At 54.0% G+C, this 25,172-nt stretch carries 18 protein-coding genes; 3 read left to right on the top strand and 15 right to left on the bottom strand.

Translation table 11 applies throughout. From position 1 onward, the window contains the following. Positions 1–20: 20 nt before the first annotated feature. From NAL19_RS06675 to NAL19_RS06640, 8 genes are all read right to left on the bottom strand, one after another. Positions 21–1,925: a bifunctional 5-dehydro-2-deoxygluconokinase/5-dehydro-2-deoxyphosphogluconate aldolase gene (locus tag NAL19_RS06675; RefSeq protein ID WP_263059181.1), complete on the bottom strand. Its 1,905-nt coding sequence runs from the start codon at positions 1,923–1,925 to the stop codon at positions 21–23. Between the two features lie 41 nt (positions 1,926–1,966). After that, a complete protein-coding gene (locus NAL19_RS06670) occupies positions 1,967–3,100 on the bottom strand; it encodes a Gfo/Idh/MocA family protein (RefSeq protein WP_263059180.1) in 1,134 nt (377 codons plus the stop codon). 40 nt (positions 3,101–3,140) lie between these two features. Beyond that, complete coding sequence (locus NAL19_RS06665) at positions 3,141–4,172, bottom strand: ABC transporter permease (RefSeq protein ID WP_010281439.1); 1,032 nt, start codon at positions 4,170–4,172, stop codon at positions 3,141–3,143. 12 nt (positions 4,173–4,184) lie between these two features. Then, the gene (locus NAL19_RS06660; RefSeq protein ID WP_263059179.1) at positions 4,185–5,732 is read right to left on the bottom strand and encodes a sugar ABC transporter ATP-binding protein; all 1,548 of its coding nucleotides are present in this window, start codon (positions 5,730–5,732) and stop codon (positions 4,185–4,187) included. Positions 5,733–5,798: 66 nt separating this feature from the next. After that, positions 5,799–6,737: a substrate-binding domain-containing protein gene (locus NAL19_RS06655; RefSeq protein WP_263059178.1), complete on the bottom strand. Its 939-nt coding sequence runs from the start codon at positions 6,735–6,737 to the stop codon at positions 5,799–5,801. A gap of 80 nt (positions 6,738–6,817) precedes the next feature. Further along, positions 6,818–7,804, bottom strand: coding sequence for an inositol 2-dehydrogenase (iolG, locus tag NAL19_RS06650; protein WP_263059177.1), 987 nt, complete (start codon positions 7,802–7,804; stop codon positions 6,818–6,820). Positions 7,805–8,539: 735 nt separating this feature from the next. Beyond that, entirely contained in the window at positions 8,540–10,471 is a 1,932-nt protein-coding gene (gene iolD, locus NAL19_RS06645; protein WP_263059176.1) for a 3D-(3,5/4)-trihydroxycyclohexane-1,2-dione acylhydrolase (decyclizing), read from the bottom strand. Positions 10,472–10,866: 395 nt separating this feature from the next. Beyond that, positions 10,867–12,378, bottom strand: coding sequence for a CoA-acylating methylmalonate-semialdehyde dehydrogenase (locus tag NAL19_RS06640; protein WP_263059175.1), 1,512 nt, complete (start codon positions 12,376–12,378; stop codon positions 10,867–10,869). A gap of 450 nt (positions 12,379–12,828) precedes the next feature. Here NAL19_RS06640 and NAL19_RS06635 point away from each other — a divergent pair, with 450 nt between their 5' ends. The 3 genes from NAL19_RS06635 (at position 12,829) to NAL19_RS06625 (ending at position 15,467) form a co-directional block, all read left to right on the top strand. After that, positions 12,829–13,686 (top strand): MurR/RpiR family transcriptional regulator, encoded by an 858-nt coding sequence (locus NAL19_RS06635; protein WP_263059174.1) that lies wholly within the window; start codon positions 12,829–12,831, stop codon positions 13,684–13,686. A gap of 45 nt (positions 13,687–13,731) precedes the next feature. Continuing rightward, positions 13,732–14,037: a putative quinol monooxygenase gene (locus NAL19_RS06630; RefSeq protein WP_263059173.1), complete on the top strand. Its 306-nt coding sequence runs from the start codon at positions 13,732–13,734 to the stop codon at positions 14,035–14,037. Positions 14,038–14,363: 326 nt separating this feature from the next. Beyond that, entirely contained in the window at positions 14,364–15,467 is a 1,104-nt protein-coding gene (locus NAL19_RS06625; RefSeq protein WP_263059172.1) for an ABC transporter substrate-binding protein, read from the top strand. Positions 15,468–15,725: 258 nt separating this feature from the next. Here the strand turns inward: NAL19_RS06625 and adrA are convergent, their stop codons facing one another. The 7 genes from adrA to NAL19_RS06590 all read right to left on the bottom strand — a co-directional run bounded on the left by adrA (position 15,726) and on the right by NAL19_RS06590 (position 25,165). Then, positions 15,726–16,787: a diguanylate cyclase AdrA gene (gene adrA, locus NAL19_RS06620; protein ID WP_263059171.1), complete on the bottom strand. Its 1,062-nt coding sequence runs from the start codon at positions 16,785–16,787 to the stop codon at positions 15,726–15,728. Positions 16,788–16,932: 145 nt separating this feature from the next. Then, a complete protein-coding gene (gene licT, locus NAL19_RS06615) occupies positions 16,933–17,850 on the bottom strand; it encodes a BglG family transcription antiterminator LicT (protein WP_263059170.1) in 918 nt (305 codons plus the stop codon). Positions 17,851–17,945: 95 nt separating this feature from the next. Beyond that, positions 17,946–19,370: a glycoside hydrolase family 1 protein gene (locus NAL19_RS06610; RefSeq protein ID WP_263059169.1), complete on the bottom strand. Its 1,425-nt coding sequence runs from the start codon at positions 19,368–19,370 to the stop codon at positions 17,946–17,948. A gap of 293 nt (positions 19,371–19,663) precedes the next feature. Beyond that, positions 19,664–21,286: a protease pro-enzyme activation domain-containing protein gene (locus tag NAL19_RS06605; protein WP_263059168.1), complete on the bottom strand. Its 1,623-nt coding sequence runs from the start codon at positions 21,284–21,286 to the stop codon at positions 19,664–19,666. A gap of 19 nt (positions 21,287–21,305) precedes the next feature. After that, positions 21,306–21,863: a chorismate mutase gene (locus tag NAL19_RS06600; protein WP_263059167.1), complete on the bottom strand. Its 558-nt coding sequence runs from the start codon at positions 21,861–21,863 to the stop codon at positions 21,306–21,308. Between the two features lie 390 nt (positions 21,864–22,253). Beyond that, positions 22,254–24,386, bottom strand: coding sequence for a YjbH domain-containing protein (locus tag NAL19_RS06595; RefSeq protein WP_225087428.1), 2,133 nt, complete (start codon positions 24,384–24,386; stop codon positions 22,254–22,256). Then, a complete protein-coding gene (locus NAL19_RS06590; protein WP_225087427.1) occupies positions 24,383–25,165 on the bottom strand; it encodes a capsule biosynthesis GfcC family protein in 783 nt (260 codons plus the stop codon). Before NAL19_RS06590 ends, NAL19_RS06595 begins: the two co-directional genes overlap by 4 nt. Positions 25,166–25,172 lie beyond the last annotated feature (7 nt).

Here is a 25,172-nt window from a genome sequence, read left to right as displayed (position 1 = left end):
TTCGATCATATAGAAATGGGTTAACCGCGCTGCCGCCAGACGGCGATCAGTTGCAGGTAGTTATGCTTAACTTGCTCAATCAATTCGGCGTCGTCGATCTCGTTACGCAGCCACTTTTTTGCTGGCTGGGCAAACAGGGTACGACCGACGGCAAAGCCTTTCACAATCGGGAAACCGACGGCGGCGCTGAAGCCCTGTTGCAGCGTTTCCAGCGGCGCATCCAGCCCCAGAATGACCACGCCCCGACAGTAGGGATCGCGTTCTGCCAGCAGCGGCGTAAGTTGTTCCCAGCCAGCGGCAGACAGCGGCGGCAGTTTCCACCAGTCTGGCCGCACACCAAGGTTGTAGAAGCGTTGAATCGCACGCAGGTAAAGCGCATCGCTGTGCGGCATTCCCGCCGGTAGAATGACTTCGAGCAGCAGTTCATGGCCGGACTGGCGACAGGCCTGATAGACTTCCATCACCTTCATTTCCTGCTCGCGCCGCAGCGCGTGAGCGTCTTCTGGGTGGAAGAACACCAGACATTTCACCACGTGCTCCAGCGGCCAGCTCACCAGCTGTGAACCAATATTGCCGCGCTCCATCATTAACGGGCGCGACCCCGGCAGCTCAATCGGTCGGCCAATCCACCAGCCTTTTCCAGTGATGTCGTTCAGCGCATCCTGCCCGAACGTGCCGTCGCACAGCAGACCCGCTTTGCCCTCCAGCCCGGCCTGCTGCGCCGCATCATAGCTGGCACGCAGAATCAGTTTCTTCAGCGCCGGAATACGGCTGATTTCCGTGCCGCAATTCAGCGCCATGTCTTCCAGTTGGCTACGGTGATCGAACGCGATCACGCACAGCTCGTGCCACTGTTTACGACGCGTCGTGACGCGATGCAGATGGTTCAGCTCTTCGTCCAAATCGGGACGAGCCACGCTCGCCGCCCGCGCTAAATAGTTATCCAATTCGATCTTGCTTGGCATGGCTGGGGCACAACCGTGGCGCGACACCACCAGCGCGCCGCAGGCATTAGCATACGCACAGGCTTTCTCCCAGCCTTCGCCGTTGAGGTAGCCGCGCAGCAGGCCGGACATAAACGCATCACCCGCGCCCAGTACATTCAGCACATCCACGCGAACCCCTTTAATCGTGATGCCTTTATCCAGATGATCGGGGATAGCGTGGCTAAACACCGAGCATCCCAGCGCCCCGCGTTTGCACACCAGTTCCGCCTGCGTGTGCTGCCGCACCGTGCGCAGCGCCTGCAAGGTATCCGTGCTGCCGCCCGCAATGTGGAACTCTTCCTCGGTGCCGACTATCACGTCGAACAGCGACAGTACCTGCTGCAACTGCTCGGTGACCGCCTGCGCTTCAACAAAGCGGGTTTCGCCATCGCCCAGCGACGTCAGCCCCCACAGCACCGGACGGTAGTCAATATCCAGCACCGTTTTCACCCCGTTGCGCCGCGCGTATTGCAGCGCCGTCAGTACCGCTTCACGCGTGTTAGGGTGCGAGAGATGTGTGCCGGTAATCGCCAGACAGCGTGACGACGCAATGTAATCCTCGGTGAAATCCTCCGGTGAGATCGCCATATCGGCGCAGTTGTCGCGGTAGAAAATCAGCGGAAAGGTATCGCGATCTTTGATGCCCAACAGCACCAGCGCCGTCAGACGTTCCTTATCGGTAATCAAATGGCTGGTATCGCAGCCGACCTGATTCAGCTCTTCACGCAGGAAGCGCCCCATATGCTCGTCGCCCACTCGCGCCAGCATAGAAGAACGCAGCCCTTGTCGTGCCGTGCCGTAAGCCACGTTGCCGGACGACCCGCCCAGATACTTGGCAAAACTGCCCATATCTTCCAGACGTGCGCCGATTTGCTGCCCGTACAGATCGACAGCAACGCGCCCCATGCAAATCACATCAAACGTCTTTTCCTTACTCATAGCCGCCAATCCTGTAAAAAGTCGCGTAAAAAAAGTCGTAGTTAGCCCACGTCGTCCACATTCACCCAGCGTGCCGTTTCGTGTGACAGCACGATCGCGTCCAGAACTCGCGAGACTTTCCAGCCCTCTTCGAAGTCCGGCCACATAGGGACGTCAGCCGCAATACCGTCGATCAGATCGCGTACCTCAACCGTTTTTTGATCGTTAAATCCAATACCGTGTCCGGCGCTGGCGCAGAAGGCCGCGTAATCAGGATGCTGCGGCCCGGTCAGCAGCGTTTTGAATCCCTGTCGGTTCTCCGGTTCGTCATGCCGATAGAGTTTCAGCTCCGCCATGCGTTCCTGGGTGAAACTCAGTGTGCCTTTGGTACCGGTCACCACGTAGGTGAGCCCCATTTTGCGGCCGCAGGCGATACGCGAGGTTTCAATCACGCCGCGAGCGCCGCTGGCGAAACGCACCATCGCATGCGCCTGATCTTCATTCTCCACCTGTACTAATTCGCTGCTGCCCGATGCCGTCGGGCGCTGCGCAATCACCGTTTGCAGATCGCCGCAGACGCTGGCGATGTCCCCCACCAGATACTGCGCCATGTTGACGATATGCGCCGCCAGATCCCCCAGCGCCCCCAGCCCAGCCGTTTCTTTGAAACAGTGCCAGTCGGCGGGTTTATTCGGATCGGCCAGATAATCTTCGTTATGCGTGCCGTAAAAATGCACCACCTCACCAATCTCGCCGCTGGCGATAATCTCTTTGGCCAACTGTGAGGTTGGATTCTTCATGTAGTTGAAACCCACCAGCGTTTTCACGCCCGCCCGCTGTGCGGCATCGACCATTTCTCGGGCATCACGTGCGTTCAGCGCCAGCGGTTTTTCTGAGTAAACGTGCTTGCCGTGCTCAATAGCCGCCATCGCCATCGTTTTATGCAGAAAGTTCGGCGCGCAGATATCCACCATGTCAATGTCCGGGTCCGCCACCAACGCACGCCAGTCCCCTGTTGAGCGCTGAAAACCGAACTCCTGCGCCCGTTTGGCTGCCAATTCCGGCGACACTTCCGCCAGCATCGCCTTCACCAAGTTGCCTTTCAGCGGGAAGACCGTCGGCGCTTGCGCATAGGCGATGGCATGTGCACGACCGATATAGCCAGTGCCGATTAACCCAATGCGTACATCCTTCATATCCACCTCGGTGCAAAAAAAGAATCGGTACGGGTGCGGCTCAGATCGCGCCGCGACGGCTCTTGGCATAGGTGTCGAACGCCACGGCCAGCACGATAATTAACCCGGTGATAATCTGCTGGTAGTAAGCCGATACGTTCATCAACACCAGTCCGTTAATTAGGATCCCCATGATGATCGAGCCGATAATGGTGCCGCTGATCCGGCCGTAGCCGCCCATCAGCGAAGTACCGCCGATGACCACCGAGGCGATGACGCGCAGCTCAAAGGTGATCCCCGCCACCGCTTCCGCGCTGCCGAGGCGCGCACTGAGAATAAAGCCCGCCAGCCCGGCGAGGCAGCCAATCACGACGTAGACGCTGACCAGAACGCGCTGCACATTGACGCCAGCCAGACGTGCGGCTTCGGTGTTGCCGCCGATGGCGTACACGAAACGGCCCCAGCGGGTTTTATGCAGCGCCAGATAGCCCAGCAAGGCGACCAGCGCGAAGATCCAGATCGGCACCGAAATACCGAGAATCTCGCCCCGCCCCCACCAGCGGTAACCGGGGTCAAAGCCGGCAATCGGCGCGCCGTCGTTCATCACCAGCGTTAACCCGCGCCAGATCGTCATCCCGCCCAGCGTGACGATGAACGGCGGCAGGCGCAGTTTGGTCACCCCCAAGCCATGCAGGAAACCAATGAAGGTACCCATTGCCAGACAGACGCCCAACGCAACCAGCCAACTCAGGCCGTACCAGGCATCAGGATCGACGGTAGTAAAGTTGTCGCCTTTAATCACCGACGCGGCGGTGATGGCACACACTGCCAGAATGGAGCCGACGGACAGGTCGATCCCGGCAGTCAGAATGACAAACGTCATCCCTACCGCCATGATGCCGTAGATGGAGACTTCGGTCAGAATGTTGGTGATGTTGCGTTCAGACAGAAAGTTGCTGTTCTGCGACTGAAAGAAAATCAGCAGCAAAATCATGAAAATAAACACGCCAAAGCGTTCAAAAAAGGCAATCGGATCAAAACGTCCACGCGGATTGGACGGCGTAATACTCTTAGAAAGCGGCTGCTGGGACATGCGTCACCTCCGTTATGCTGCGTGTAATGCGTCGTGGCAAATGGCCATCATCGTCATCAGTTTTTCTTCTGTGGCATCATCGCCATGAATTTCCCCGCTAATCCGCCCTTCGCTGAGCGTGATAATGCGGTCGGAAATCGCCATGATCTCCGGCAGGTCGGAGGAAATCACAATCACGGCGACGCCCCGTTTCGCCATATCGAACAGCACCTGATGCACTTCGGACTTGGTGCCAACATCGATGCCGCGCGTGGGTTCATCCACAATCAATACCTTGGGGTTCAGCGCCATACAGCGAGCAAGAATCACCTTTTGCTGGTTGCCGCCCGACAGTTTGCGCACCTCCTGCTCGCTGTTCACCATCTTGATGTGCAGCGCCTGACGGTAGGCTTCAATCAAATCGTCTTCCTTGCGGGTATTCACAAACCAGCGCCAGCGCATGAGCGACGAGAGGTTGGAAAGCGAAATGTTTTCCCGGATCGATAACCCCAGCACCGCGCCCTCTTTCTTGCGATCTTCCGGCACCAGCGCGATGCCTTGCGACAGCGCATGCAGCGGCGTAGACGGATGGTAAGGGGCGTCATCCAATACAAATTCCCCCGTAGAGAAAGCGTCGGCGCCAAACAGACAACGTGCGATTTCCGTCCGTCCCGCTCCCACCAACCCAGCAATGCCAAGCACTTCGCCCGCATGCACCTGAAAACTGATGTTTTTTAGTTCGATGCCGTGCGCATCTAACGGCGGTTTTTCCCGGCTTAAGCCCTTCACCGCCAGACGTACCGGCTTATCCTGATGATGCGTTTCTGAAGGCGGACGGCGGTTAAACACCACGTCACGACCGACCATCAGGCGAATAATTTCCTGCACGTTCGTGCTGGTGACATCGCCGGAACCGGTGTAGCGGCCATCCTGAAACACGGTAAACCGATCGCACAATTGGAAGACTTCGTGCAGCCGGTGCGTGACATACACCACGCTCACACCGCGTCCTTTAAGCTCACGCACCACACGGTGCAGGCTGTCGACTTCGCTGTCGCTCAGCGCCGCCGACGGTTCATCCATCACAATCAGCTTGGCGTTCAGCGTCAGCGCTCTGGCGATCTCCACCATTTGCTGTTGCGCTACACTCAATCGTGCTACCTGCGTCGTAGGCGCCATGTTCAGTTTCAGGTAATCCAGTACCGCTTTCGCCTCGCGATTGACCGCCAGCGCATCCACAAACACGCCGTTGCGCTGCGGTTCACGCCCCAGGAACATGTTCTCCGCGACACTCATATTGGGCAGCAGATTAAATTCCTGATAAATGGTAATAATTCCCCGCTTTTGCCGTTCAACCGGCGATTCGAGCGGTAATAGTTTCTCGCCGCCAAACCAGATGTCGCCGCTGGTCTGCGGCTGCGCCCCTGCCAGCGCTTTCAACAGCGTCGATTTACCCGCGCCGTTTTCTCCCAATAGCGCATGAATTTCACCCGGCTGTACGGTCAGCTGTGCGTTGCTCAGCGCCCAAACGCCAGAGAAGCTCTTTGCCAGATTGGTGATGTTCAGTAGGGGTTCCGTCATGTTTACCTTCCTCCCGCAAGGCCGCGCGAACGCGGCCTGCTGAATGCCTGTGATGTAGAGCGCGACTTATTTACCCGCTTCGCCAATGCGTTCGGCATCGTTCAGGTTATCTTTGGTAATCATGGTCGGTTGGTAGTCAGCCCCGGTGATAGGCGTCTGACTGCGGATGTTATTGGTCAACTGCGTCAATGCCGTGGTTACCGCATAGCCTGGACGTTGGTCGGCAGTCACGGCCAACCAGCCGTCGCGTACGCGAGCCAGCGCTTCCGGCACAGCGTCAAAGCCGGTTACCATCACGTCACCGGGTTTCAGACCCTGTCCCTGCAAGGCTTCAATCGCGCCCAGCGCCATGTCGTCATTCGCAGAGAGGATCACCTGTGGACGCTTAGGCAGCGACGGCAGGACGCTTTCTACAATGCGCATCCCTTCGGAACGCATCCAGTTCCCCGTCTGGTCAGCCACAATGTGGTACTTGCTGCCGCCCGCTTTCAGGCTGTCGCGAATCCCCTGCGTCCGTTCGATATTAGAAGAAGAGCCCGGCTGGCCAGTCAGCAGAATGATCTCTGCCCCATTCGGAAATTTGGTTTTGACATAGTCGGCAATCGCCTGACCGCCTTTGTAGTTGTTGGCCCCAAAGTGCGGCACCGCTTTTTCTGTTTTCACCGAACGATCCAGCGTCACCACAGGCAGTTTGGCATCCTGAATTTCGGTCACGGCGCTGGAAACGGCGTTGACGTCATTCGGTGACACCACAAAGCCCTGCGCGCCGCGAGTAATGGCATTTTCTAAATCGGCGGTCTGCTTCGGTGAGCTACCCTGTCCATCCAGCACCTGCAAATTCACCCCCAATTCTTTGGCGGCTTTAACGGCGGTGCGCTGCATGTGAACTTCAAACGGCATGGCGAGATTCGGCGTACTGAAAACGATTTGTTCATTTTGGGCCTGAGCAAGACCAGACAGACCCAGTGCGATGGCGATTGCGGAAACGCTGATGATCTTTTTCATATGTCTTTTCTCTTTATCTGCTTCTGTTATGGGTATGGGTGTAGGGTTGAAAGCAGGTAAAACACGATGTGCCGATACGGTTACACGGCGACCTCCTTGCCTTGAGACAGGGATTCAAAGGCTTTATCCGCCAGATTCAACGCACGCTCACCGTCCAGACCGGAGCACTCCGGCTGGGTGCGACCATTCAGCACATCGACAAAGTGCTGCCACTCTGCCGCGTAGGCCGCGTGATAGCGTTGCAGGAAGAAATATTCGGGTTTCGCTGCCAGACAACCGTCGTCGGTCCACTGCTCGACCACGTTCTCGCGGATATTGCCCGCGCTGAGCACACCTTTCGCGCCATGCAATTCAAGACGCTGATCGTAGCCGTAGCCGGAGCGGCGACTGTTGACGATGGTTGCCATCGCGCCAGAGGCAAATTTCAGCACGATAAACGCGGTATCAATGTCGCCCGCCTCACCAATGGCCGGATCGACCAGATTGCTGCCTTGCGCAAAGACCGACACCGGCTCTTCGCCCATAATGAAACGCGCCATATCGAAATCATGAATCGTCATGTCGCGGAACATGCCGCCGGAAACGCGAACATACTCAGCAGGCGGCGGCGACGGATCGCGGGAGATAATCAGGAGAGATTCCGGCTTGCCGATGCGCCCCTCGCCAGCCAGCGTTTTGACGCGGCGGAATTGCGGGTCGTAGCGGCGGTTGAAGCCCACAAACAACGGCACGTTCTGCTGTTTGACGACGGTCAGACAATCGCGAACGCGGGCAATATCCAGATGCACCGGTTTTTCACAGAAAATGGCTTTGCCATGTTTGGCGGCCAGCTCAATCAAGTCGGCGTGTGTGTCAGTCGCGGAGGCAATCAGAACGGCATGCACCGACGGATCGTTCATGACTTCATCCACGGTTTGCACTTTGGTATGGTAGCGTTCGGCCAGCGCTGCGGCATTGGTTGGGTTGGGATCGACGACCGCGTATAAGTTGGTCTCTTTGTGTGCCGCGATATTCACTGCATGGACCTGGCCGATGCGGCCTGCGCCCAGTAAAGCGATGTTAAACATAGATGCTCCCTTGCTGCCTGAGTGGCGTGTAATGCCAGACTGAAAAAGTGACGGGATAACGGCTAGTCGCATTCTTCCCACCAGCCCCATCACCCGCTTTTTACCGCAAATCCTGATAGCTAAAATAAAACATTTATTTCAGTTTTGTATAAATTGAAAATTATATTTTTGCGTGTTAGTTAACATTTTCATGACATCTTCGCCGTTTTCTGCAACCCCAATCACATATCGTGGGAGAACGTTTGTGGGGATATACATGACAATCAGAGAATCGGTCAGGTGCTGGCGCACCGCGGGAGAAAAAATGAAACTGCGGTTTGAAAATGAAATGAATATTTCAATTTAATTCGGGAATATAGGGGAAATATTAGGAAGCACGAAAGATCGCAAACTTCATCTGCACAGACTCTCTTCTCACATTATATGCAGACTCAGTGATGTTTCGTGCGCAAAAATATCGCTATTCTCATGCTACTTCGTAGCACGCGCCCGACGCAGGGCGCTCAGTCGCCGCCGCCCTGCGAACCCTGGCTTCCGGCTAAATTATGTCGCTACGCGATACCTTCGTCGGTATCAGGCTTAACGGACCGCTTGCGACACGCTCCCGGCGTGGCGCAGGCTTGAGCCGCGTCCATGCGGCTCAAGCCTGCTATCTCCTCAGCATAATTTCTTACGCCGGGTAACAACACCAACCTCACTTACGACCCGACATAGTTTGCCGCCAAGAGAAATAATCTAATACTGACGGGCGCGGGAAAGCGCGGCTTTCACGCTATTGGCGGCAGACTCGATCTCTGGGTTGTCAGCAACCTGCGCCGTGCCGGTGCGCCACCAGGATTCATAGCCGTGCGTCATGGTCTTCGGCAGTACCTTGATGTCGAGCAGCACAGGGCCCGAATGCTGACGTGATTCCGCCAGTGCCTGCTTAAGCGAGGCTTCATCATGCACTCGCCATGCTTTACAGCCGTAGCTTTCCGCGTTCTTGGCAAAATCGACCGGAATAAGCGCCCCACGCAGTTGCCCCGACTCAGCATCGCGGTAGCGATTTTCCGTACAGAAGCTGCCCATTCCCTGACTCATTTGCAGGTTGTTGATGCAGCCGAAGCCCGCGTTGTCGAACAGCAGCACGGTGATTTTGATGCCCTCCTGTACCGCCGTTTGCAGTTCGGTGTGGAGCATCAGATAGGAACCGTCGCCGACCATCGCGTAGACGGGCTGTTGCGGTGCCGCAAGGCGTGCGCCAATCGCCGCCGCAATCTCGTATCCCATGCAGGAGTAGCCATATTCCAGATGGTAGCTGTCCGGCGTTTTCACCTGCCACACGCGCTGTAGATCGCCCGGCAACGAGCCCGCCGCGCCAACCACAACCGCGTTATCCTCCAGCTCATCATTCAAGATCCCCAGCACGTGCGTTTGCGTCAGATGGGTATTCAGCGTCTGGCGATATTCATCCAGCTTGTCTTCCAGACCGTCCACCACTTCCGGCACCAGTTCGCCCTTATCCTGCACGGTAAACAGCCGCTGTAGCTCGCGTTCCCATTCCGCACGAGCCTGTTCAACGGCCTGCTGCCAGCCGCTACGATACGATGCCGTCGCCAGCCGTTCGGCCAGCGCCGCCAGCCCGACGCGCGCGTCCGCGATCAGGGGCAACGCATCCAGTTTTAGCGCATCAAATTCGGCCACATTAAGCAGTAAAAATTCGACGTTCGGATTCTGAAATAGCGACTTGGAACCCGTCGTGAAATCAGTTAAACGTGTCCCGACGCCGATCACCAGATCCGCCTCTTGCGCCAGCCGATTCGCCGCCAGCCCGCCCGTTACGCCGATGCCGCCACAGTTCAGCGGATGCGAAGATACAATCGCGCCCTTGCCCGCCTGCGTTTCGCCAAACGGAATAGCAAACTGCTCGGCAAACTGCGCCAGTGCATCATGCGCGCCGGAATAACGAACACCGCCGCCGCAAATCAGCATCGGGCGGCGCTTGCTCGCAATCAGCGTCGCCGCTTCATCCAGCCGTGCCGCATCCGGCGGGCGGCGTTCGAGGTGATGGACGCGCTTGCGGAAAAACGATGCCGGATAATCCCAGACTTCCGCCTGCACATCCTGCGGTAAACATAGCGTCACCGCACCGGTATCGGCCGGATCGGTCAGCACACGCATGGCGTTAATCAGCGCGCTCATCAGCTGTTCTGGGCGATTAATACGATCCCAGTAGCGAGAAACGGGTTTAAAACAGTCATTGGTACTGATCGACAGATCGTGATACTGCTCGACCTGCTGCAACACCGGATCCGGCTGGCGGCAAGCGAAGAGATCGCCGGGTAATAGCAGTACCGGAATGCGGTTGGCGGTGGCGGTGGCTGCGGCAGTCACCATATTTGCCGCCCCCGGCCCCACCGACGAGGTCACCGCATAGATTTTCCGCCGTTTGTGTTGCTTAGCAAACCCGACGGCGATATGCGCCATTCCCTGCTCGTTGCACCCCTGATGCACGCTGAGACGGTTTGCCTCCTGCTCCAGCGCCTGACCGATGCCAAGCACATTACCATGACCAAAAATGGTCATGACGCCCTGCACAAAGGGGGATTCTTCACCGTCTACGCTGATGTATTGCTGGTTGAGAAACCTGACCAGCGCCTGCGCCATGGTGATGCGACACGTATCCATTGATCTACTCCTTAAATAAGGATCTGATTTCTATAATGAACTATGTATATTCAGCGAGCATTTCGTGCGCGAAAATTTAGCCATTCTTATGCTACGTTGTAGCACGCGCCCGACTTAGCCATTCTTATGCTACGTTGTAGCACGCGCCCGACTCAGGGCGCTCAATCGCCGCCGCCCTGAGAACCCAGGCTTATGGCGATAAATTATGCCGCTACGCGGACCCTTCGGTATGTGTCACCGTCATCCGAACCGCCAGTGACGCGGTCCCTCCGCGGCACTGGCTTTCGCGACATCCCTGTCGCTCTTTCGGCGGTGTCCCCTACCTCAGCATAATTTTTAACGCCAGAAGCGCAAAACCGATGCACTCTATTCATCACTTGTTAGCAGTCAAAACCTCACTCCAGTGTGGGCATGACGAAGCTGCTGGTGTGGTGTTCTAGACGGACGCTGGCAGGCCAGCGGCTGGTGACGGTTTTCATGCGGGTGTAGAAGCGTACGCCGTCGTTGCCGTGGACATTCAGCGGCCCAAAAATGGAGCGTTTCCAGCCGCCGAAGCTGTGGAACGCCATCGGCACCGGAATCGGTACGTTCACGCCGACCATACCCGCCTGCACCTCTTCGCAGAACTGGCGCGCCGTTTCACCATCGCGGGTAAAAATAGCGGTGCCGTTGCCATATTCATGGTTGTTGATCAGCGTTACCGCCGTTTGGTAATCCTGCACACGTACCACGGACAGCACCGGGCCAAAAATCTCTTCCTGATAGATCTTCATCTCTGGCGTGACGTTGTCGAACAGCGTCGGCCCAATAAAGTAGCCCTGCTGATGGCCTTGAATAGACAGCGTGCGGCCATCGATACGCAGCGTCGCGCCCTGATCGACGCCGCTCTGAATATAGTCGGCAATCTTCGCCCGGTGCGCTGCGCTGATCACCGGCCCCATCTCATTTTCCTGCCCGTCCATCAGACCTGGGCCAACGCGCATCGCGTTGATCTGCGCATTCAGGCGTTGATTCAGCGCTTCCGCCGTGTCATCGCCAACGGCCACCACCACAGACAGCGCCATACAGCGCTCGCCCGCTGCGCCAAACGCAGCGCCCATAATCGCGCTGGCGGCCATGTCCATGTCGGCATCCGGCATCAGAATGCAGTGGTTTTTCGCCCCGCCCAGCGCCTGACAGCGTTTGCCGTGCGCCGATGCCGTCTGATAGATGTATTCCGCTACCGGCGTCGATCCCACAAAGCTCACCGCCTGCACGCGTGGATCGGTCAACAGCACATCCACCGCTTCTTTGTCACCCTGAACGACGTTAAACACGCCGTCCGGCAGGCCCGCTTCTTTCAGCAGTTGCGCTAGCAGCAGCGAGAGCGACGGATCTTTTTCCGACGGCTTAAGCACAAAGGTATTGCCGGTCGCCAGCGCAATCGGGAACATCCACATTGGCACCATCGCCGGGAAGTTGAACGGCGTAATCCCAACGCACACGCCGAGCGGCTGCATGAGTGAATGGCTATCCACCCCAGTGCCGACATTCGCCGAGTGTTCGCCTTTTTGCAGATGCGGAATACCGCAGGCAAATTCAACGACTTCCAGACCGCGCGTCACCTCTCCCACGGCATCGGAATAGACCTTGCCGTGCTCCTGTGAAATCAGCCGAGCCAGCGTATCCATGCGTTCTTCCAGCAGCGCTTTGAAGCGAAACAGCACGCGCGCGCGGCGCAGCGGAGAGTGCTTTGACCACATAGGGAATGCCGCTGCCGCGCTGGCAATCGCCTGCTCGACTTCCGCCTTATCAGACATCACAACCTGGCGAATCTGCTCGCCCGTCGCAGGGTTATACACCGCGGCGTAGCGTTGGCTGTTGCTGGAGGCAATCGCCCCCTGAATGAAGTTAGATACGGTTTCCATGTTTACACCTTTGTGGGTTTTGAGGAGACAAACGGCTGATATCGGATTACAGTATATGAAATGAACATTCCATTTAACGTAAAAATAAAATAAATGTTGATTATTGTGATCCGCTGCGAATTTTTAGGTAAACTTGAAGACAGCCGTCCATAAAGACAGGCGAGCAGCCTAACGTCGATCGTTTAAGCATCGAGATACACGGGGCGACCACAGGGGTGAGGCCTCCCTGCGGGAACCTCCTCCTGTGTTTCCCCTAATAACGGGCTTAAGTGACCAGTATTAGGCGAGTAGCCTCTGAAAATCGTCGTATCGATACAGGCGTGCCGTCGAAAATGTCGTACAGATAAAACAGCCGTATCCAGAAATGAATTTTCCGTTCCGTTTCAGGCGCCAGTCATGAAATCGCCCTAATGGGATAGGTTCTTATAAGTCTTTGGGAGATAACCCGATATGCCCATGGCAACCAGCCTGAGAGAATTACAGGAACAGATCCGCGAGCGTTATGATTCGCTCAGCAAGCGGCTACAGCAGGTCGCGCACTATGTGCTGGATAATACTAACAGTATCGCTTTCGATACCGTCGCCGTGATCGCCGAACGCGCTGACGTTCCCCCCTCAACGCTGATTCGCTTCGCCAACGCCTTTGATTTCAGCGGCTTCAACGAAATGAAACAGCTGTTCCGTATGAATCTGGTAGAAGAAACGGCCAGCTATACCGACCGAGCGCGGTTATTTCGGGCGATGGAGGCGGATGCCGTGCCAGAAACGCCGTTGGATATTCTGCACGAATTTGCCCGTTCAAACGCACAGGCGATGCAGCAGCTAGCGGCACGTACCCCGCAAGAGGATCTGCAAAAAGCCGTCGATCTGCTGGCACAGGCGGAGACCATCTATATCGTCGGGCTACGGCGCTCGTTCAGCGTCGCCACTTACCTCACCTACGCGCTTAGCCATCTGGAAAGCAGCCCGATCCTGGTCAACGGGTTGGGAGGCATGTTTCGTGAACAGCTCAGTCGAGTCAGCGCACGCGATGTGGTCGTTTCCATCAGCTTCTCGCCCTATTCACAGGAAACCGTGATGGTCAGTGAAATGGCCGCGAAAGCCGGCGCGCGGCAAATTGTCATTACCGACAGCCAGATCAGCCCGCTGGCGACGCTCAGCGATGTCTGCTTTGTGGTGAAGGAAGCGCAGGTTGATGCGTTCCGTTCACAGTCCGCCACGCTGTGTCTGGTGCAATCGCTGATGGTATCGCTGGCTTACCGACAGGGAAACGGCGCAGAGCAGAGCGAAAAGCAGCAGCGCGGCTAATCAGAACCGCCTAATCAACAAGACACCTATAGGGAGAGCCGTTTTATGCTTAAAGTCATCGCGCAGGATTTTATTAAGCCGGAGTACATTGAGACCGTCATGCCGCTGTACCGTGAATTAGTGGAGAAAACCCGACAGGAGCCGTTATGCCTCTCCTATGAGCTGTTTATCAATCAGAAAGATCCGGGGCATTTCACCTTTATCGAAACCTGGCCGGATAGAGCCGCACTGGATATTCACTGCCAGACCGAACACTTCCAGCGGCTGGTTCCCATAATCAATAGCCACCAGCGCGCCGAGTGCACTTTCCTGCTGATGGACCCGTTCGACAGTCATCTCCCCGCCGTTTGAATCCATTCAATTTTAGGCCGTAGAACGGCCTAAATATTGCTGTAATTCCCCGTCATTCTGCTTTTTTTCACGCCAATTTATCAGTCATTTTTTTTGAATTAAAATCTCAATTTTTTCTTATTTAATATTTTTCATAACCGGATAACATACAAAAACCCTCTGATAGCAAGCATATAAGCTATTGGTTAGCAGGCAATGACAATCAAACAAATTAAATAATTTGATAGTCATTCATATGATATCACTAATACATTCTTATCCCAGCCAACAATCACGGGGGATGAACGATGCATCGGTAGATATCGGCTCTCATTCAGGAGAAATCGATGTTTAAATTAAAACAAGTGGTCGCATTTACGGCGCTGATGGCGACAGCAGCGACCAGCTATGCGGCAGTAGAGGCCGATAAGCGCCCGATTAACGAGCTGTATCAAAATGCGTTACGGGAAGGCGGTATTGTGACCGTCTATGCGGGGGGTGACACGCCTGGTCAACAGGATGGTATCAAACAAGCGTTTGAAAAACGCTTTCCGGGAATGAAACTCAACGTCATTGTGGATTACAGTAAATTCCACGATGCCCGTATTGATAACCAACTCGCGACGAACACGCTGGTACCCGATGTCGTACAGCTTCAGACGTTGCAGGATTACCCGCGCTGGAAAAAAGAGGGCGTGTTGCTGAACTACAAACCTATCGGCTGGGACAAAGTCTATCCTGCGTTTAAAGATAAAGACGGTGCCTGGACCGGCGTATTTGTCGATGCATTCAGCAACGTGGTTAATACCAAGCTGATTGCTGAACATGCCTGGCCAACAGAAGCCAATGACTATTTACGTCCCGACCTGAAAGGCAGCATTGTCTTAACCTACCCGAATGATGACGACGCCGTGCTGTTCTGGTTTAAGCAGGTCGTGGATAAATACGGCTGGGAGTATGTCGCTAAATTCAAAGAACAGAACCCGGTTTATGTTCGCGGTACGCAGGCTCCGGCTGACGATGTTGAAAGCGGTAAGTCAGCGGCGACATTCTCAACCGACGGCGCACTGGCTCCCGATCAAAACGCCAATTCGCGTTTCGTGCTGCCAAAAAACGATCCGTTTGTTTCCTGGGCGCAGCGCGCAGCCATTTTCAAGCAGGCTAAACACCCGGAAAGCGCCAAGCTGTATCTAAGCTGGCTGCTGGATAAAGAGACGCAGAGCAATGTTTGGTATATGTGGTCGGTGCGTACTGACGTGACGCCGCCCGCTGGCTATAAGCCTATCTGGGAATATAAGAACACCAGTCCACAGGCTTTTGCTGAATTCATGAGCGATCGTGCAGCAGTGGAGTCATTCCGCGCCCAGATCGGTCTGTATCTCGGCGAAGTGAAAGGTGAACCGTCTCCAGGCAACCTGGGGCTGCATCCCAAAGAAGCCTTACCTCATTAATACGCGAATTAGGTTCTTATATACCCGTCATACTTCAAGCTGCTTGTGCGTTGGCCGCCCTTACTCACCCCAGTCACTTACCTGTGTAAGCTTCTGGGGATTCGCTCGGTTGCCGCCTTCACGCAACTCGAATTATTTAGGGTATAAATCGAGTTGGTTCTTATAAATAAAAAAGCCCCTGTCACCTTACGATGGCGATAGGGGCTTCTTTTTCATTAGCAGTAAATACACAACCTATCAGGCTGTAGCCTGGTGTCTTCAGGCAACTTCAGTTCGGCGGCGGCCTTTGTTTTTTGCCCGGTAAAGTGCCATATCGGCGGTCTTTAACCAGTCAATATATTGACCCATTTCCGGTGAAATCTCCGCAATACCGACGCTGACAAACACCGCCAGCTGCGGCGTTTGGTTCAGGAATTTCAGCGATAAGCTCTCCCTAATGCGATTCACGGCGTCTAACGCCTCTCCCGCGCTAGTCTGCGGTAAAATAACGGCAAACTCATCTCCGCCAAATCGCCCAATGACATCCGTTTCCCGAAAGCCGGATGTCAGCTCACGCGCCAACAGCAATATCGCCTGATCGCCGACGTTGTGCCCAAAGTTATCGTTAAAGGCTTTAAAATGGTCGATATCAAACAGGACTAACGTCGCCGTACGCTTATAACGCTGGCAACTATCATACTCATGCTTTAGCAGACGTTCCCAGTGGTGACGGTTATAGAGGCTGGTCATCCCGTCATGAATACTGACTTCCATCAGCATACGTTTGTGTTCCGCCAGTTTCAGCGCAGTAGTGTAAGTGACATAACCCAGAAAAATCGGGTAGACCAGCAACATCGGTAGACAGGCATAAAGCTGTAGCGGTGTCGTATCCAGCGAAACCGGCACGGAAAACAGCACAAGCACCAGCACACAGGCGACACACTGTAATACGATGCCCTGAACAAGCAGCTTTACTCCACCGCCAGCCGTACAGTTCATCCCTACCATTGCCGCAATCACGGCGCTGGGCAGAAGATTCACGCCCATAAACCCAATCCAGATGCCACCAAACGCCACATCAATCAATAAATTACGCTTCTCGCACTGCATCGGGTCGCGTGACCGCAGGGACAGCGTGTAGGCAATGTGAGGCCAGATAAAGGTATTAAGAAAGAGCAACACCCACAAGAGCGTCGGGACAGGCCGGGTAATTAGCACCGAGGAAATAAAGAGAGCGCACAGTATCGTACCGACAATCCGTGGAATATAGACTCGCTGGGAAAAGCGTAACCCTGAGCGACGTACATCTACCGTCAAAAACGTCGGCGACGAGGCTAACATAACAACCCCCATGCGGTTCACTAACGAAGAGCGAGAAAAAAGAACATTATGACTGCAAGCCTGCCAGCAACAGTGAGCAGTGTTTTAATTTATTTTGTTACATAACGAAAAGATACCTTAAAGGCAGAGCAGAGTAACACAAATGTTAACTCTCGGTGGTCTTACCCGTAACGGTCTTTCCGCATGGGTAATGACCCCAGGCATCCCCATCATCATAGCTTATGTCATTAGAGGGAGAGGGTTGTAACCGGTTGATATGAATGGTCAGAAACATAATTTCATCGGTGGTTAGCTGGCAGCCGTAGTTTTTTTCCACATAATCATACACTTTCATCGCGCAGGCGTAGGCCCGTGGCATCAGTTCGGTAATCCCCTGATAGATGGAATCATCACCGTGGCTCACGGTTTCCCGGTTTAACAGGCGCAGGGCGAAGAACTTCAGATGCGTCACCAGGCGCTGATAATTGAGAGAATGTTCATCAAACGTGATGTGGAGATCGTATTTTAGAATGGTCAAAATATCTTTAATGATGCCCGCGCTTTGCATCGTGCTCTGCATATCGCTGTTATTCGTCGCATTTGCCAGATGTAACGCAATAAACCCCGCTTCATCCTCCGGCAAATCGATATCCAGCCTGGCACGAATCAGCTCCAGCGCGTCCAACCCAACGGCAAATTCGCTGTGATAGAACTGACGAATATCCCATAGCATTAGATTCTTGATCGTCTGCCCTTTCTTATGACGTTGAATGGCAAAGTTGATGTGGTCACTGAGTGCCAGAAACAGCGTGTCCTGTACGTCAAGCCGCAGCGTTTTTTGCGCCAGCGTAATAATTTGCTGCGTCACGGCCAGACAGTCAGGCGGAATATCCGCCAGCAATTGTGACAGCACATCCGCCATACCGTCGCTTTTCTTCACGAACTGGCTTTCAATACGCTGTTGATCGATAGGGTCGCCCACTTTTTTGCCAAAGCCGACGCCTTTACCTATCGCCACAATTTCCCGTCGATCATCTGCCAGCACCAGAACGGCGTTATTGCTCAATATTTTTTTAATTATCATCGCATCAGCCGTCCTGTCTGATGGGAAGGCACGCTGGCCTTCCCTACCGTTTACTGCCCCAGCGTGATATCGACTGAGGCACCTGCTTTTCTCATTTACGTTTCTGAGCTATCCAGCCCATTGTTTTTAATGACATCAGCATACCAGTATGCGCTTTTTTTACGGATACGCCGCAGATCTTTCAGATCGAATTCTTCACGGTTAACGTAAATAAAACCATAGCGCTTCGAGCATCCCTGATGGGTGGAAATAAGATCCAACGCCGACCATGGCGTGTAACCGAAGACATCTACCCCGTCGGTGATCGCAAGCTGGATTTGCTCAATGTGGCGTTGCAGGTAGTCGATGCGGTAATCATCGCGAATCTCACCGTTTTCATCCAGCGTATCAAACGCGCCCAGCCCATTTTCCGTAATGATCAGCGGTAAATGGTAGCGATCGTGCAGTTCACGCAGCGTATTTCGGAAGCCTATCGGATCGATCTCCCAGCCAAAGGCGTTTTTCTGCAACCACGGATTGCTTGCACCACGATGCACGCCCTCTTCACCTGATTTCAGGTGTTGGTCACCTCCGCGTGCAATTTCATCCGAACCGTCGCCTTTGCTGGCTTCAACCGTTTGCGAGGTGTAGTAGTTAAACGCGATAAAATCGGGTTTGGCCGACGCCAGAATATCCATATCGCCAGGCAGAATCTCCGGCGTATAGCCTTTTTCTTCCATATAGCGCCAGGCCGCGGTGTTGTAACGTCCGTATACCGCCATATCCAGATACAGCCAGTTGCGGATCGCGTTATAGTTGAACGCCGCCATCACATCTTCAGGCTTTGATGAGGCCGGATAAATCAATGCAATGTTGGGCGCCGGACCAATTTTCGCACCGGGCACTTTGTCATGTAGCGCATTCATCGCTTTCGCCTGCGCCACCAGCATGTTGTGGTTCTGCTGATAGAGATTCTGCTTCGGATTTTCCAGCGTAGGATCGAGCGTGCCCAATGCAGAACCGTGCAAAATCATCATATTTTGCTCATTGATGGTCAGCCAGTACTTCACCTTGTCGCCGTATTCATCAAACAGCACGTTGGCAAAACGCTCAAATGCCTCCACCGTTTCCCGGTTATACCAACCGCCTTTTTCCTGTAACGCCTGTGGCAGATCGAAATGGTACATCGTGACAATCGGCACAATACCGTAATGCAGCAATTCATCGATAAGATTGTGGTAAAACGCAATGCCTGCCGGGTTTACCTCACCACTGCCATCGGGAATGATTCGGCTCCAGGCGATGGAAAAACGGTAGGTTTTAAAGCCGATATCGGCAAACAGGGCTACATCTTCTTTGTAACGATGGTAATGATCGCTGGCGACTTTAAAGTCCGTGGTGCCCTCAGGATAAGCGGTTCTGGCATCAATCACCGATGGCCCCTTGCCATCCTCATTCCATGCCCCTTCCACCTGATAAGCCGATGTCGCTGCGCCCCACAAAAATCCCTCTGGGAAACGTTTAAGATGACGGTATTTCATAGTTTTCTCCTTTCCTTAACGAGATCATGTCAGCAAGACATCACTGATATTATGAGTGGCACACGATCGGGCTGCATTCAGGCAAAAAAAACCTGATACGAACATGTCTGAATAACATGTGCCGTATCAGGTTTCGCTCGGGCCTTGACCCGATCACGTCCTGCTTATCGGGTTATATCCGCTAACCGTCGTAGACTCAAACCGAGGTCGGGCAATCTGTGATGAATATCACCGAGAATCTCTTCGCCTGAGTGGGATTTGCCCCCTGCGCAGGCTATCCCAGAAATGCGCACTCACTGTTCGTGCCCATCGTCATGTTCCCGTGCGCCATTAAGCCTTACGAGGCGCTTCAGCAGACTCAGTAACTTCATGCCATCTGGCGACCCCAGCCCCGTACAAGCGTCCCAGCCTTCAGAAGCCACAAATGCGCCATTATTTCCCCGCACGATATCCTTGCAGCTATTACGGTTACGGTACAGCAAGGGAGGGATAAACAGCGATGCCGAGTTGGTCAGCGCCAGCATACGCGCCAGTAGCCCTGCCCACAGCGGCGCGACGGCGCTGGTTCCCCCAACAACGCCTTGCTGCCCGTTAACGTCAACCAGATAGCCGGTTTCAGGATCGGCATTGCCGCTGACATCAGGTACGCCGCGGTGCTGCAAAGGGTGGTGACCGCCATATTTGTCTACCAGAGACAGCCCTAACTGCCAGCCGGGCAGCGCAAAGTGCTGGCTGACACCACCGCCCGTCGCACTGCCGTCCCGGCTATGCCAGGTGGTTTCTTCCATCGCTTTTTGCAAGCGAGTACCGCCACAGGCTAAAACATAGGGACTGGATGCGGGAAAATCGACATGCAAACCATGAGGCTCACCATCTTTTGAACCGCGATCGCCAGAAGCCGCGCACACCGTAATCCCTAACGCGGCCGCGGTCTGGAAAGCCTGGTTGTACACCTGTAATGATTGCGCCGTCCATTGTGATTCGCTGGATCCCCAACTAATCGAAATCACCGATGGCGCATTTTTCTCATCATAAATCGCAGCATTGATCGCTTCTAAAAACCCGGCATCGGTATTCGGGGCAAAATACACCACAATTTTAGCGGCTGGTGCCAGCGCACCGGCGATTTCGATATCCATTTGCACTTCGATATCAATTGGGCTCACCGCTTTATCGCCCTCTGACGAGGCAGGAGCATTCCGGGCACCGCCCACACAAACATCGACAACCTGAGGAGGATTAATGCCTATGCGTTTAAAATAGTGCTCCAACTGTGGCAGGCGATATCCGCCCCCCAACTCAATAATGCCAATACACTGCCCCGCGCCATCATGCTCAGGAAAATGGTAGATCTCTGCCAGCTCGAGCGGCGTGTAGCCCGACGGGCGCTTTGCCGCATTGGAGAACGTCTCATTGATACGCAGGCAACAGTTCGTTGCCAGACGCTCATCAAGACCTAATACGGCAATCACCACACCCTGTAGATATTCCGGCAGGTAAATCCCGCCCGCTCTCCCACGAAATGTCCCGTTTTTGTGGTCATACCGGGCTAAGCTCACGCGAAACGCCTGCTCCATTTGCCCCGCCGTCCCGGTTATGAAAACGGTGCGGCTGGCGGCGTGTTCACGTTCAATAGAGAGCCGATGATGCCGTGCAAACGCACGGACATGCTCGATATCGGCCTCATCAGCGCTGAACTTTCTGGCATAGTCGGCGCGTGACAACGGTCTGTTGGCGTTGATACCGCCAAATTGCGGATCGATGCTATCGTGCAATTCGGCGTAATACTCTTCATCTGGCGTAGTAAAACGCAACACCAGCATGACTCTGACGCTTTCATTAACATCACAGCGTTCGCGATACGCTGCATCAGCGATATTTCCGCGCTCACTCCCTTTCAATAATTGGTAAGTCATCGTCTTCTCTCCCACTCAGCTATTTGCCGTCTGGTTCAATGTGACTCAATGCCGCATAAATCTGGCGTTTGTCGTTCTGTGACAGATGCTCAACATTAATAGAAGAAAGAAATGTAGCCTCTTGCTGGGGCGCAAAATGCCCGCCATTCGCGAGATAACGTTTAATACTCACCAAGAGCTGGTCATCAATCGTGAGTAGCGTGGGTCTGACCGTGTCATTCAGCGAAAGCGGCGTCCAGTCATTTTCCGGTGTCGCAAGCCAGTCCGCCATGTAACGATACTGAATCGCTTTGCTGGCACTCATTAATGAAGTAAAAAACAGCTGTGTACTTTGAGGGGATAAACCCACGGCAGCAGATTGCTCCCGCGCCTTACTCAAAATACGTTCCTCTTGTTTTAGATCCTCAACGGGCAGATGTTGACGGGCCTTATACCCCGCAACATCTTTCATCAACACCATCCGTTCCTGAATCAGTTGATAGATACCAAGAGGATTGTCCTGCGTTGCGGCATAGAGAGGAACGCACCAAACAGAACTAATCACTAACGAGATAACAGCGGAAATAGGCAAATTCATCGGGTTACACTCTCCTGTTAGCACAAGAATGAAGCTCTATAGCGCTATTTTTATTTCGCGATTGCGGCAGGAGATAATAGATTTCGCTCTATGAATCTTCCATGACGAAACTATTTCAATCATTACCCGCAGGACACACTTCTTCTTAAGAATGTCACGGCCCATCGCGATAACCGCGATTAAGCTGTTAAATTACAAGCCAATCAGGAATAGCAGCTCAGAATCCTTCCGACTGATTCGACATGATTAAGATACAAACAATAACTAAATGAAATAGTTCAATCTAGTTACTACAAGACGCAATCCCGTACCGTAAAGACGCACAAAAAAGCCCGTCGTGGTACTTGACCATGACGGGCTTGATTAACACCCTAAACAAACAGGGATCGATTAGTGCTCGGTGACACCATACAACGGGTTACTACGCTGTAGCATCTGTCCACCATCGCGTGTCAGCGGTACCCAACCAACGGCTCCACGTTTCACCGTCGGTTCAGTGAACAGCAGGTCAAACGGTATGGAAATGTAGAAGCCTTTCGTAAAGCTTCCTTCACCATATTCAGCGGCACTAACGTTGGTTTTGGTCGCAAAGGCACCCGCAATGATTCCGCTGTCAAAGCGGCGAGACAGATCGAGCGTTACCCCTTTGTCCCCTGCCAGATAACGACCCACACTCACTTTCGCGACCGCACCTTCCACAAATGGCAGTTCCCAGTAGGCGGTCAGATGGCCTGTCACCACATCGTAATCAGCCATTCTCATGATGTCGTTCCAGTCGCGCTGTTTGACATAGTTGACATCCATACCCAGCGCCCAGCTTTTACCGAACGGGCGATACAGTACTTCAGATCCGACACCCGCATACATCATTTCCAGATAGCCGCCGTAGACCTGGGTATACCAGTCCTGTGCGGGATTATCCCTGCGAGTCAATTGCAGGTTGGTCAGCAACAAATCCGAAGAGGTGACGTATTCACGCACCCAGGTTCTGACACGCGGCAGCGCTGCGCCATCCGCCGGCGGCGCTTTAAAATTGAACTTATCGTAGTTATTCACCAGGTTCAGCGTTGCCGTTCCGCCTACGCTCCAGTGATCGCTCAGACGGTAGTCCACGTTACCTTTCAGTGCGACCTGATACATGTAGAAAGATTCTGGGCCACCGAAAGACTGCGTCAGCGTCGGATCTAATGAATACGTCAGACGATCCGGTTCTGCGAGCAGCACATGCTGGCCACGCACATCAGATACCGGTTCTTTACGGTGCGTTTCAGGTTCCGGTTGACCAAGAGGAACGGCAGCCTGTTTAACCTGATGGAAGGCTTTGGCATCCACTTCCGTGCTGGCAATCGGTAAACGCTGGTTGCGCTGAACAAAATGGTATTCATCAATGTTACCCGGCACATGGTTCGCTAATACCGTCGCGGCACGCTGCGTTGCCTCTTCGCTATCACGATACTTTGTCTGATCGGCAACAATGGTGACCTGTTTTTGATCAGCGTAGATATCAGCATCCTTATAGCCAGCTTTATCATTCAGCTCTTTCGAGACAAGCTGCCAGTTGGTCCCTTTACCATCCTGCACTGGTGCATAGACGGGTGGCGCATCGTCTAAATAGTTCGGCTTCAGGTCGTTGAAATTAGTGCGTAGGGTAAAGCCCCACATCAGGGTATTGCCGCGCTGCCACGACAGCGTGGTATCCAGCACATCTCCTATACGATAGACGGCGCCAATGTTGAAAGGAGAATCCTGCTTGATTTTCTCTCTTCGCCCACCGTCTGCAGCCTCATTACTATAATCGTTGCCGTCATACTCAAGTTTCAGACGTAGCGGATCCCAGGGGGTCTGGTATTCAACACCACCAAACAGCGCGGCCGTACCGTGGAAAAAATTCCCCACCTCAAACTGACCAGTTTCCGTATTCTGCGTGCGATTACAAAAGCTGGCTTTCAGCGAACAGGCCGGGTTTTTAATATTCCCGCTCTCCGCCATATTGCCCCACCCCATACCCAGGGTGAAATCAAACGGCCCCATACGCTTACTGGCTACCAGATATTCGCTATCAAACAGCCCGGTACCCGCAATATCACGCAGCCCCACAGAAACATCCGGCATCCAATAGCTTTCCTGCCATAAGCGCGCCTTGAGGTCGAACGCCTTATCTTTGTAGGTTTGGCTACCGCTAAAAGATGGATCGTTGCTATAAAGACGAGTACGGATATCGGTATAACGCACCGTGGTTTCCAGCCAGTCAAAGAGCTGGAGAGAGATGGAATAACGCCGGTATTCCTCGTTATCTCGATAGTTAAGGCTAAACTCACCGGTTTGCGCCATACGTGCAGTCGGCATTTGCAACAGGCCCGTGCCACCGAAATCAGACTGCGATACGCCTGCAGGCTGAAAACGCATGTTTGGGTTGGTCGCAGTACGGCTGCTTTCTGTTTCAGTCGCTATCGCCTGCGCACTCAAGATGCCGCCAATCGCCAACGACAGACAGCTTAATTTAACGTTTCTGTTCTTTGTCATTCGAGTGGGATCCGGTTAGCAAGGTAGTCAGCAAGCTGATCGTTAAGTGATGACATATCCTGTGGTAAAACGGAGGGATTGAAACCGATAAAGATTGTTTCACCCGCAGCAGGTTCAATGTGCTGACGGTTCCACAGCGCCAGCGGCACTTTGCGCCACTTGCCATTTCCCCCAATCAGATAGCCGTAACTGTTATCCGCTCCCGCGAGAAGCCGCCGTCCGGAGAGATAATTCTCGGCTGACCACCCGGCACGCAGCGCCACTTTTCCCGATGTCTCCAGTTCGCCCACATCAGCGGAGGTGTTCACCAACCCGATCAGCGACAGTCTGTCATCATGGGGAGCCACATACAGCGCATATTCCCCCACCAGAGGGCGGTTATTTTCTATATAAACACGTACGCGGTCAGGATCCAGCTCGGTACGAATACGGCCCGCGACATTAATTGGAGTCAGGGTTTTTCTCAGAAGCCAGGCGGAGATCGCCAGATCGCCATCACCCGAGTTACGCCAGCGCGTTTCCAGCTCTGCCAGCTTTTGCAGCAAGACATCACCCTGTGCGCGTACCTTCTGCGTTGTCGCAAAATCAGAAATAAACGCCGTTTGCCAGTTGATATTCTGTGGCCAGGGAACCTGTTCGTAAAATTTTTCAAGACGCGTACCGTCGTCCAGTTTAACGACGGCGATCGTCTCTTGAGGCGATTTCACCGTCAGTTGTGCGGCGGTAGCGACACCGGAAACCAGCAGCAACAAGGTAGCGATACGATTAAGTGCCAACATTGCAGCC

It is taken from the genome of Pectobacterium sp. F1-1, assembly GCF_025643735.1.
Classification (GTDB): domain Bacteria; phylum Pseudomonadota; class Gammaproteobacteria; order Enterobacterales; family Enterobacteriaceae; genus Pectobacterium; species Pectobacterium colocasium.
This window is presented reverse-complemented; position numbering and strand designations above follow the sequence as displayed.